Below are 12,665 nucleotides of genomic sequence, written 5' to 3' on the forward strand. Positions count from 1 at the left end.
AAGGTTATGAAAAGAACAATTTTATGGAGTTTAGTTGCTGTGGGAAGCATTTTACTCAATTCTTGTAATAAATGGCTGGATTTACAGCCGCAGGATGGAATAACCCGTGCAGAATTTTGGAAAACAAAGGAGGATGTCCATGCCGCCTTAATCGGTATCTATTCTTCCCTTAATTCAGGACCTGTTGAACAGCAATTGTTTACGTGGGGCGAACTTAGGGCCGATCTAGTTGGGTTGACAAGTTATGCGACAGACGACAATCGCCTGGTAAAAAATTACAATATTTTAAGTACAAATGTAATTGCGGACTGGAGTGCTATTTATACCGCGATAAATAATTGTAATCTGCTGATTGATTATGCAGGTCAGGCAAAGCAAGCAGATCCTACCTTTACAGAGGCGGAATACAATACAGATTTGGGAGAAGCTTTAGCTGTCCGCAGCTTTTTGTATTTCTATTTAGTTCGCACTTTTCGGGATATCCCTTTAAAATTAAAAGGCACCTCCAAAGACACCGATATTGTTTCTGTAGGGCAGTCCACTGGCGATGAAGTGCTCAAGCAAATCGAGAAAGATCTCTTGCAGGCTTTGGATTGGATACCCGAATACCATGTCAATACTTCGGGTTACAATGCGACAAATACCGGTCGGGTGACAAGACCCGCGGTACGGGCGATGTTGGCCGATGTATATCTGTGGCTGGAACAATACGATAAAGTGGAAGAGCAGACCACAAAAATTTTAGAAACTGGACGATATAGTTTAATTGGCGCAGCACTACCCGAAATTTTTGATGGTGGCACGATGGAAACGATTTGGGAGTTGAGCCATAAAAACTCCAGTGAAAATCCGATGTATAATATTGGCGTGACTGCACGTAGACCATTCACAGCCAATGTGGATATCTTGAATAATGAGATTTTTCCCTCCAACGAAGGGACAGATATAGATTTATTCGATAGTCGTGGAGAAGGAATCCTGTATGGTATGTCGGGAGATCTGAGAAAATACGGTACGGAATCCCCCGACTACTACAATTTTCAGCTCTACCGCGTATCTGACGTCATGTTGATGCGTGCTGAAGCTCTGGCAGAGCTCGGGCGAGGGACGGAAGCATTGGCACTTCTGGAGGATTTGCGAACCAAGCGTAAAGCCATAAGAGCTACGGATCCGAATATTGAAGCGACAGATTTAGAAGGAATCATCCTATTCGTCTTCGCTGAGCGTGCACGTGAACTTACTTTTGAAGGTAAACGTTGGTTTGACCTTTTGCGCTTGGCAAAGAAAGATAATTATGCGAACATCAATGTGCTAGTAGATCTTGTAACGAAAGTTGTAGACGCTAATGTACGCCAATCGGCAATTAATAAAGTGCGCGATGTGGACAGCCATTATCTTCCCATTTTGGAAACGGAACTCTTCAAAGACAAACAGTTGAAGCAAAACCCATTTTACCTAAAATAGATCGTTATGAAAAGAAATTTTAGAAAACAATATTGGCTGATAGGGACATGGTTTGTCCTATCTGTTGCGCTTATATTTTCCTGTCAAAAAGAGAAATATCGAATTTCAACTTCAGATGAAGTGAATATTACAGGTTATTTGGAAGCACATGAAACTGATTATTCCTTATTGACCGAAATCTTATACCGCTCGAAAACGGCGGGCTATCTAGGTGCGTATGGTACCTACACATTGTTTGCTCCCAATAATGAGAGTATTAATGCCTGGATCAAAGATAATGGAAAAACAGGATTGAATGATTTTACAGATGCGCAGCTATTGGATTTTGTCAAATATCACGTGGTCAGGGATACGGTAGGCAGCACACGTTTTACAGATGGGAAAATCAAAACAGCGAGCTTATTAGGCGAATATTTATACACAGATGTGCAAAATGGGATTTACCGAATTAATAAATCGGCAAAAATTATTAGATCCAATATTAGCTGTGGTAACGGCATTATTCACTCCATAAATAAAGTATTAGTTCCACCAGCACAGAGTCTTGCTGAATTGATAGGCAATAATCCTCGTTATTCCATTTTTGCCGAGGCTTTAAAAGAGACTGGGTTTTATGATACTTTATATTATCAACGCGGTGTAGCTGTGGCGGATGCTAAACGTTTTCAGACCGCTATTGTTGAGTCAGACTCCGTTTTGCAGCTACAGGGAATCAAAAGTTATGCGGATATGAAAGCAGCCTATTCACAGACTGGTGATGTAAAAAGCCATAAGGATAGTTTGTGGTTATATGTGGCCTACCATTTAAGCAACGATATCAAATTCTTGGAAGACATCGTTGCCGCAAATACGATCTATACTTTGGCTCCAAAAGAGATTATTTCAACCAAATTATTAGGTGCGCAGATCTTATTGAATGATGACGTGTTTAATGGGGTCCATGAAGCGGGTGCTGAAATCAACAGATCACAAAGCGATGTATTGGCGTCCAATGGTGTGCTGCATGAAGCGAAACAGCCATTTAAGATTAAGGTCCGCCAGCAGGTGCCCGTGTATTTTGATATAGCGACCTCTCCCGAATTAGTCAATGCACTGGGAAGCGCCTATTTTAATAGTTCCAAGGCATTGGTGGCAAATGGTGCGACCATTGCCAATTCTTTTGCCTTTAATAGTTTGACGGTTTCGACCATTGGTACGAACGGATATTACTATTATAAAGCCTTAGAAACGAAGCGCCCTTATGCAAATGGAGACCTCTTAAGTCTGTCGCTTTGCGCGAACAATAGTGCGCGAGCAAAATGGATTGAATTTAAGACGCCATATCTCGTAAAAGGACGGTATAAAGTCTGGATCTGTTATGCCCAGCATGGCGATGCCCCAGAGATTCAGGCGACGTTTAATCCTGGAAAAGGGGATGAACAAATCCTGCCCAATACGATCATATTGAATCAAAGTCTGACCGCTTCGGGCGTTAGCGACCTCGCGAATGCAAATGCGGATAATCTGATGCTGGCGCAGGGCTACAAACGTTACATGGCAACAGTAGGCGATTACAATGCAAATAATATTACCGGTGGACTCAAGGCAAAATCGGGTAGTGAAGCTCCATTGAATGTTGGCCGTTTGGCCGGTATTATCAATGTCGAGACGACTGATCGACATGTCATCCGTTTTGAAGCGATCAAAGATAAGAAGTGTGGTAGCAATACCGTCTATCTGGATATGATCCAATTTATCCCCGCAGATGATCTTGAGCAGAACTACCCTAGATTTCATCAGATTTCAGGTGAACTTTTTTATAGACCAAAATAACAGGATACACAATTATGAAAGCTATAATTTATAAAATTTACCTAGTCGTAGTGGGCATGTGTTTATTGTCTGCTTGTTCCAAAAATTGGGAGGATCATTTTGGAGGAGGTGATGCCGATGCTCAAAAAAACTTGTACACCATTATTTCCGAGCATGCTGAGTTTTCAACTTTTATGGACCTACTCAATAAATCGGGCTATGGTGAATCGTTGAAAGCATCGAAAAATTATACCTTGATTGTACCAACTAATGATGCCATTGCTGCTGTACAGGATCAATATAATTTTTCCGATACTGCGGTGATCAAGAGTTTTGTAGGCTACCATATTATCAATTCGGTCTATAATGTGAATTCAGGAGCTGATACCGTAAAGGCATTAAACTTTCGCAATAAATATGTGGAGTTTACGCATGGCGCATTTGACGGTGTTGAACCTCTTCAGGGGAATCTGGTGGCGAGCAATGGACTGTACCATGTGGTAGGTCGTCCCCTAAAGCCTCTTCAGAATATATTTAATCTAGTACGCACCTTTTTTGCCGACACCAAGCAAATTGAGGCTGTAAATTCCTTTGATACAGTGTCCACAGAGGGTGATATTATAAATTACAGGTATAGTCCGGTATGGTATACGGAAGTACGTCGCAATATGACGACTGAAAATAAGAAACATACCTATTTCGTCGTAGACGACGAAAATTTTGAGACCGAGTATGCTAAGTTAAGACCTTTCTATGCGACAGCCTATGAGGAAGGGAATACGCTCCGTCCCGACAGTACGACTACGTTTTTTGCTAAAAAGGCTTTGTTGCGCGATTTTATTGTAGAGGGGGAATTGGCAACGGATCAACTTACAAATAATCTGATTTCAATAGGGGGAACAAAATTTAGTCTTGACCCCTCAAATATTATCTCGCGAACAAAGGCCAGTAATGGAGTTGTTTATCGTGTGAAGCGACTTGAGTTTGCACTAGCGGATCAGATCAAGGAAATCAAGGTATTGGGGGCAAGGCCCATCGGTTACAAGCAAACGGATAAGCGATCAAATACCTTTTTCAGGGAAAAGCGAGATAATGAAGGAAATTTATACAATGACATTGAAGTATATGATCATAAAGTTACTTCCTTTTATGTAAAGTATCGCACTACAGGTATGAACGTTGCTAAATATAAAGTATACGGACGAGCAATTATGGGATTGGCTGGTGATCCGCAAACAGCAGCGTTTATCCAATATGTCTACTTTTTTGATCCGAAACTTATCTCGGTGAATGAGGTGGATTTATACAAACGTTCAATCGTCAATAACTTGGGTGCAAACGATACGCGAATGACATTTGATGTACAGCCGCTCAATCACGGAGAAGTTTATTTAGGTGAGGTGACGCAAGACCAATATGGGAATCTGCCTTTGCTTGTTATGAGCAATGGTACTGGTCCTATTATTTTAGAATATCTCCGATTCGTCCCGATTATTCAATAACTAAGCAAAACGAAATGAGTTCGATCAACATAAATTATAAATTGGGTATTATCTTGTTTATTTCCACTTTGGGAGCGCACAGCAGTTGGGCGCAACAAGATACTGTCGCCCGCAATATACAACAACAAGGACAAGTTACTTCTGCTTATTCGGTTAAAGGTACTGTCTATGACAGCCAAACCAATAAACCCATCGCAGGTGCTCGTATAACTTACGGCAGTAACGTTGCAAAATTGACGGATAGTAAAGGAAATTTCCGCTTGGAGCTACCGGTTTCCAATGCAATTGTTGAAGTTTCTTTGGATGGATATATAGCTAAACAGGTACCAGTACTGCTGGATAAATCAATGAAAGTGGTCCTGTACCCTGACGGGTATCGTTCTTTCTATAAAAAAACAGAGACAGTATTTGGTGATAATGGAGTTTTAAACAATACTGGCGCAGTCGATAAATTGGAACTCAATGCCTGGGAACAGAATTCTGAGACGGTCGTTAGCTATCTACAGGGCAAGCTAGCCGGAGTACAAGTAACCCGCCATTCAGGAACACCTTCTATTGGCGGAAATCTCAATATTCGCGGCTTGCAATCGCTGTATTCCAATAATCAGCCCTTATATATTGTAGACGGTATTGTGTATAATGCGGAGCATTTGAGTCCTTCTATAACGACAGGACATCTCAATAATGCATTGCAGCATATTGATGTGCGCGACATTCAAGATATTACGGTATTGAAAGATGCTGTATCCGCTAATATTTATGGAGCCAAATCCTCCAATGGAGTCGTGGTCATTAATACAAACCATTCAAAAGAGTTGGCTACACAGATCGATTTGCAGGCAACAACAGGATATAATTTCCGTCCGAAACGTATTCCCGTCATGAAGTCTTATGCTTACCGAAGTTATTTGAATGATTTGTTAGCAACGAGTACGTACAGTGGTGAGGAAATTGCGAATATGCCTTTCAATAATGATAATTCAAAATTCGAAGAATATGCGAAATATCATAATGAAACGGATTGGCAGAAAGATGTGCTTAATAATACGGTCGACCAGAATTATTTTCTTCGGGTTACAGGGGGAGATAATATAGCACGGTATGCCTTGTCGGTAGGTTATAACAATGAACAGGGGGTTTTGGATAACACGAAGCAAAATCGCTATACGGCACGTTTTAACGGCGACATGAACCTGACCAAAAAATTAACTGCTCAGACCAATATCTCCATGGGTTATGGACAGCAAAGCTTGAAGGATCAGGGCTTATCACCAAAGACCAACCCTTTGTTTCTTTCGCTGATTAAGTCTCCATTTTTAAATACGCATGATATTGCTCCAGACGGCAGCATTTCACCGAATTATGCTGAAGCTGATTATTTCGGCTATTCCAATCCGATGCAAATCACACAAAATGGGATTAATAATAAAAAGGCCTATCGGTTTTTAGGTTCTTTGGTGTTCAACTATGCATTCAATACAAATTTTAAGTTAAGTAACCTATCTACCGTAACCTATGATAAAGCGCAAGAGGATTTCTTTATTCCTAAAAAAGGAGTCGCAAAGGACACGGTAAATAATATGGAAGTTTATAGTCGTCTCGGTACGCAGGTGGCACGTTATTATTCGATTTCAAATGATTTGCGCCTGCAATATAATCAGGATCTAGGAACTCAGGGCCGAGTGGAAGCTATTGGTGGAGTCCGGTACCACAAGCATGATTCGGAACAAGACTATGCACTAGGCTATAATTCGGCGACCGATCAGCTGGTCAGTATTGGTAACTCAACACCGGCATCTCGGGTTTATGGAGGGCATATCGGTAAATGGGCAAATATGACGGCCTATGCTATGGGTAATTTTAGCTGGAAGAATACTTATATCTTAAATGCATCCATATCGATGGATGGATCTTCCCGCTTTGGAGAAAAAGCAAAAGGAGGCTTAAAGCTTGCAGATAAGATATATGCCGTATTCCCGGCAGTTGGAGCTGCATGGTTATTGTCCAATGAGGATTTTTTAAAAGGAAATAGTACGATCTCATTATGGAAACTTCGGGCGAGTTATGGAATTACAGGCAATGATGATATTGAAAATTATGATGCGCGGCAGAATTATATCTCCCAGAACTTCTTAGGTGTCCAGGGACTTGTGCGCGATGGTGTTGCCAATCCTTATCTAAAATGGGAGAAAGTAGAAAAAATAAACGTTGGGACAGATCTTTCGTTGTTGAATGAACGCATCAATTTAGGCGTTGATATCTATCAAAATAGGACAAGTGATATGCTGGCTTATAATTCGGGGAATACTGTTTCGGGAATTAGTTACTACCTCTATAATAATGGTTCAATGCGTACACGCGGTATTGACTTCTCCTTGTTTGGACGTATTCTGACCGGTCCGGTCAAATGGGATGCCTCATTGACACTAAGTCACTATAAAAGTACGATCACAGATCTCCCCGAAACATCCTATACACAATATGCCGGTGGAACTTTTGTGAGCGAGAAAGGTGGCGCCCCCAATGCCTTTTATGGGTACCAGTTCAACGGTGTCTATCGTACCAGTGCCGAAGCTGCCGCTTCTGGACTAGCAATTTTAGATGCAACAGGTCATAAAATACCTTTCCAGGCAGGAGATGGGAAGTTTACCGACCGTAACGGCGACAAGATCATTGATGATGGTGATCGAATGATCATAGGGGATCCCAATCCAGATTTGGTGGGCGGATTGAATAACAGCCTGACCTATAAAAATTGGAAATTCGGTGCATTGGTGACATTCAGCGTAGGCAATGACATCTATAACTATACACGCGCACAACTAGAGTCGGGAAGTACATTTTATAACCAGACAGAACTCTTACAAAATAGATGGCGGGCGGAAGGCCAGGAAACTGATGTGCCTCGCGTTGCGCTCAACGATCCAATGGGAAATAGTCGATTTTCAAATCGATGGATAGAAGATGGTTCATATGTTCGGCTTCGTCAGCTTTCTGTTGAGTACGGTATTCCAGTAAATAAACGTATCATCAAATATGTCCGTCTATATGGTACTGCCAATAACGTGTTGACTTTTAGTAAGTATTTGGGTTATGATCCTGAATTTGCACAGTCTGCTGATGTTTTTCATCAGGGGATTGATGTGACGTTGGAACCCATTGTTCGCTCTGTGCAGCTGGGATTGAGGATCGGTTTATAAAAATTTAATATACTATGTTTATCACATACAGAAAATATTCGAAATATTCACTCTGGGCCTTATTGGCCTGTAGCCTCTCTTTTACATCTTGTAAGAAAGCTTTGGATTTCTCGCCCGAGGATAAATTGGACAGTTCAAAAATGTACAATACGCTTGCCGATGCCGATGCGGTGGTGCTTGGGATTTATGGGCAAGTAGCAGGATTAGGTGAACGTTATATTGTCCTGAACGAATTAAGGGCCGATCTCATGGACGTCACACAAAATGCAAATCCCTATTTGCAGCAAGTTTCCAATCATGAAGTAGCAGAAGATAATCCTTATGCAGATCCATCTGCTTTTTATAAAATTATCTTCAATTGTAATGATGCCTTGAAGAACTTCAAGGTGATGGAGCGGCAGGGGAAGCTGAGCAATACCGAATTCAATCAGCGTTATTCTGACCTCGCTATGCTACGTGCATGGTTGTATTTACAATTAGGGATTCACTTTGGAAATGTCCCCTATGTGAAAAATACCATTGAAAGTGTTGACGAGATTAAAAGTTTGGAGAACTATCCGAAAACAACTTTCGATAATTTGGTTGATTCTCTCATTAGTGACACAAAAGACCTGCCTTATCAGGATCCGTACGCCTACCCAACAGGTAGCACATTGGTTTTTACGACAGATGGCGCGAGCACACAGAAGGTGTTTATCAGCAAGGCTCATGTCCTGGGCGAACTTTATCTTTGGAAAGGAAACTACTATGAAGCGGCAAAGAGTTATAAGCGATTGCTGTCTGCTGAAGACAATAACAGTAATATTGATTATCTGTTCAATTTCAACCGTATTGGCTGGAGCTACTTTAATGTGAGTTTTGCAAGAGCCCAGGAGGGGGCATCTTTGGTAAATTCTTTAACAGCAGGGTGGCGAAGTATGTTTGCGCTATCGAACACGGTACGGGAATGGAATTCCGAATGGAACTGGTCTATTCCATACCATAACTCTTTTGCTCCTGGAAATCCTTTTATAGATTTATTTTCTAAGTCAGGTAACTATGCACTTAAGCCCTCTCAAAAGGTGATTGATTTATGGAATTCACAGACCAATAATGCGGGTATTCCCTGGGATCCCCGGAGTAAGCTATCTTATGAAGTTGCTGCAAATGGTGATCCTGTGATTACAAAATTTACGGATAATTCAGGGGATTTATTGAGCTTGTTAAATAAAGGCGGTCGTTGGAATATCAATCGAGCCGCAGGGGCGCATCTTCGCTTTGCAGAGGCCGCCAATCGGGATGGTCAGGGCCGTTTGGCCTATGCATTGGCAAACTGGGGGCTAATCAGTACCTTTTATTATGGCGCGTTTACGAGTGCAGGAACAATTGCTCCGGGCAATTTTTTTGAATTGGAATCCGAAATAACTTATGAAGGATTTGGAACGAATCGGACCACTTTTGCTGAATCCTCGCCCTATTATTTTGATGCACGCGACAATGCGAGTATCGTACGTGGGGTTTGGTATCGGAATTCGGGAATCCGTGGTCGGGCTACCATGCCGCGTTGGCAATTCTCAGGCATTGAATATGGTCCGGGTACAGTAAGTGGTTACGGAAGCATGATGACCGCTTTTAATGTACCGCAAGCTGATCTGGAGGATAAGATCGTCGAAGAATCTGCTCTTGAGTTAGCCTTCGAAGGCGAACGTTGGTCAGATCTGATGCGTATAGCAAAACGCCGTCATGACCCCGCTTTCCTAGCCGATAAAGTCTATGAGAAATTGCTGAAAGCAAATAACCCGAAAGCTGGAGCAGTACGTAGCAAGTTAATGGATATGAACAATTGGTATTTACCTTTTAAATTGCGGTAAACCTGATATACGTTTGGATTATTGATTTAATGGTTAAAGGTCTGCTTTGTGCAGGCCTTTTTCTTTGATGTTGACCATGAGACAGCAGGATAGTGAATTCGAAACTCTTTAATATCATTGTGTGGAAATATCATTGTGTGGAGATATTGCTCTTTAGCGGTAATCGATACTTACTAGGCTCTATCAACAGCTCATTCAAATCGTGTGTTTATCGTGAGACGAGTATGTAATCGTAACATGTCAATGACAGTGCAATCTTTTGATAATGCCATTTGCATGTTATAAGTGTAATTTTTACATTTATGTGTACTTCTGATTAATTATAACCAATGGAACGAGTTTCTTTAAGATTTAGAATCTACTATTTTTTTCTGGCAAAAGCGATCTGCTTTTTTTGTCTATTTTGGATTTTCAATACGCCTGTATATGCTTATAGCAGCAGGAGCTCAGAACCGGATTCGGCTTATTTCTTTGCTTATGCAAAAGAAAAGAATGCTGGAAGGGAAGGGTTATTATATGCCTGGAGTTTGGATGGTAAGCAATGGAACTCTATAGGAACAGAACTTGCCTTTGTAAAATCAGATTATGGCCGCTGGGGGTCAGAAAAACGAATGATAAATCCTGTATTGTTTCCTCGAACTGGAGGCGGCTGGTCCTGTGCGTGGCAATTAAGTCCTGAAAGTGACGGTCCTTATGCATATACTTTTACATCCGATTTTTTCAATTGGGGCAGACAAGATTATTTTGTTGCTTTAAATGATTTGGATAAATCAGTGGTATCTTTTGTAAAAAACAGTTTATTGACTCGTGATAATATCTCCATAAATGGCGAAAGTTTACGTGGAACCAAGTTGAAAGTTTCATGGTCTGTTATCAAAGAATTAATCAAGCATTATGATCTCGCGCTGCTTAAGCAAAAACAATGGTCCGAACGAAGCGTTGACGATGACGCCCGCTTCCCTGGCCTAAAGCCATTGGATGTCAAATTAACGCCGAAGGTAGGGCAAACCAAGTCCATCAGTGATATGTTGGTGGGTGTTTTTTTTGAAGATATTAATTATGCCGCAGACGGAGGCCTTTATGCGGAATTGATTCAAAATAGAGACTTTGAATATAAATTGAGCGATAAACAAGGCCATGATAAAAATTGGAACGCGAAAACTGCTTGGCGTATGGATGGCTCGGGACAATTTCATATTGACAGCATCAATCCAATTCATCCTAATAATAAACATTATGCGAGATTGCAGGGTGAAGGCATCCTCAGAAATATAGGCTACGATGGCATTGCCTTGAATAAGAACGAACGCTATGATCTTTCGTTTTTCGGAAGGGGCACTGTTGGTAAAGTACCTAAACTAAAGATCCGGATAAGTACAAAAGACGGAAAAATCCTCGATGAGAAATCCGTAATTGTTGACGGTAAAAACTGGAAAAAATATCAATTGGTATTGACATCTAATGCTACTTGTAAGGATGCCGTATTGGAATTTGTATTTACAGACCGACAACAATTGGATCTGGATCTGATTTCTTTATTCCCTCAGCATACATTTAAAGGACGAAAAAATGGATTACGGAAGGATCTGGCCGAGGCCATAGCTGCATTGAATCCCCGTTTTGTCCGTTTCCCGGGTGGCTGTTTAGCACATGGGGATGGAATTGAAAATATCTACCATTGGTCTAATACTGTAGGACCGTTGGAAAGCCGTATGCCACAGCGTAACATGTGGGGATATCATCAAACCGTGGGCTTGGGGTATTACGAGTATTTTCAATTTTGTGAAGACATAGGTGCCTATGCTGTTCCGGTAGTGGCGGCCGGTGTACCCTGCCAAAATTCGGGTGCTCATGGTCACCCATTGGGTGGACAACAATGTGGTATCCCAATGGAAGATATGGATGACTATATCCAGGAAGTACTGAATCTGATTGAATGGGCCAATGGCGATAAAAATAGTACCTGGGGAAAGGTACGAGCTGCCGCGGGGCACCCCGAGCCATTTCATCTAAAATACATTGGTGTTGGTAACGAAGATTTAATATCGAATGTTTTTGAGGAGCGTTTTACCATGATCTATAACGCTATCCGTGCAAAATATCCCGAAATACAGGTCATTGGAACGGCAGGGCCATTTTTTGAGGGAACAGACTATGTAGAAGGTTGGAAAATTGCCGATAAATTGAATGTACCCATTATGGATGAACACTATTATCAGACACCGGGCTGGTTTATTCATAATCAAGACTTCTATGATAAATATGATCGCAGCAAATCACAGGTGTATTTGGGCGAATATGCTGCCCATATTCATGGACGGGCGAGTACCTTGGAAGTTGCATTGGCTGAAGCGGCATATCTCACGGCATTGGAAAGAAATGGTGACGTAGTTAAGATGGCTTCTTATGCGCCATTGTTAGCCAAAGATGGCTATACGCAATGGCGCCCCGATCTTATTTATTTCTCCAATACCGATATAAATTTAACACCATCCTATTATGTACAGCAATTATTTGGGCGTAATAACGGAACCAAATATATTCCAGTAGAAGCAGTTTATGCCAATGCTGACGTTGAGGTACATAAGCGCGTGGCATTTTCTATTGTTAAAGATCCGAAAGATCAATCGCTCATTGTAAAACTGGTTAATATTTTGCCAGTTGCGGTCAATATACAATTGGAATTGGATCAACTCAATTTGAAGGGTGATACAGCTCTTGTCGCTCAGTTGGCGGGGAAATTGGACAGTAAAACGGCAAAACCCGAAGAAAAGACCGTGTCCGTTGACAAGCTTAAAAACAAACAATTACCGCCCTATTCGTTAACTGTCATCCGAATTCAGTCGGGTGCAAAATAG

General features: G+C 41.4%; 6 protein-coding genes. All 6 read left to right on the forward strand.

The genetic code is table 11. From position 1 onward, the window contains the following. Positions 1–6: 6 nt before the first annotated feature. The 6 genes from OK025_RS10280 (at position 7) to OK025_RS10305 (ending at position 12,665) form a co-directional block, all read left to right on the forward strand. Positions 7–1,464 (forward strand): RagB/SusD family nutrient uptake outer membrane protein, encoded by a 1,458-nt coding sequence (locus tag OK025_RS10280; protein WP_317669384.1) that lies wholly within the window; start codon positions 7–9, stop codon positions 1,462–1,464. A 6-nt stretch (positions 1,465–1,470) separates the two neighbouring features. After that, positions 1,471–3,276: a fasciclin domain-containing protein gene (locus OK025_RS10285; protein WP_088163084.1), complete on the forward strand. Its 1,806-nt coding sequence runs from the start codon at positions 1,471–1,473 to the stop codon at positions 3,274–3,276. A gap of 14 nt (positions 3,277–3,290) precedes the next feature. Then, positions 3,291–4,757 (forward strand): fasciclin domain-containing protein, encoded by a 1,467-nt coding sequence (locus OK025_RS10290; RefSeq protein ID WP_317669385.1) that lies wholly within the window; start codon positions 3,291–3,293, stop codon positions 4,755–4,757. A 14-nt stretch (positions 4,758–4,771) separates the two neighbouring features. Beyond that, complete coding sequence (locus OK025_RS10295; RefSeq protein ID WP_317669386.1) at positions 4,772–7,957, forward strand: SusC/RagA family TonB-linked outer membrane protein; 3,186 nt, start codon at positions 4,772–4,774, stop codon at positions 7,955–7,957. Positions 7,958–7,971: 14 nt separating this feature from the next. After that, on the forward strand, positions 7,972–9,807 hold the full coding sequence (locus OK025_RS10300) for a RagB/SusD family nutrient uptake outer membrane protein (RefSeq protein WP_145327544.1): 1,836 nt from the start codon (positions 7,972–7,974) through the stop codon (positions 9,805–9,807). A 329-nt stretch (positions 9,808–10,136) separates the two neighbouring features. Beyond that, positions 10,137–12,665, forward strand: coding sequence for an alpha-L-arabinofuranosidase C-terminal domain-containing protein (locus OK025_RS10305; RefSeq protein WP_317669387.1), 2,529 nt, complete (start codon positions 10,137–10,139; stop codon positions 12,663–12,665).

Origin of the sequence: Sphingobacterium sp. UGAL515B_05 (assembly GCF_033097525.1) — a bacterium.
GTDB lineage: Bacteria > Bacteroidota > Bacteroidia > Sphingobacteriales > Sphingobacteriaceae > Sphingobacterium.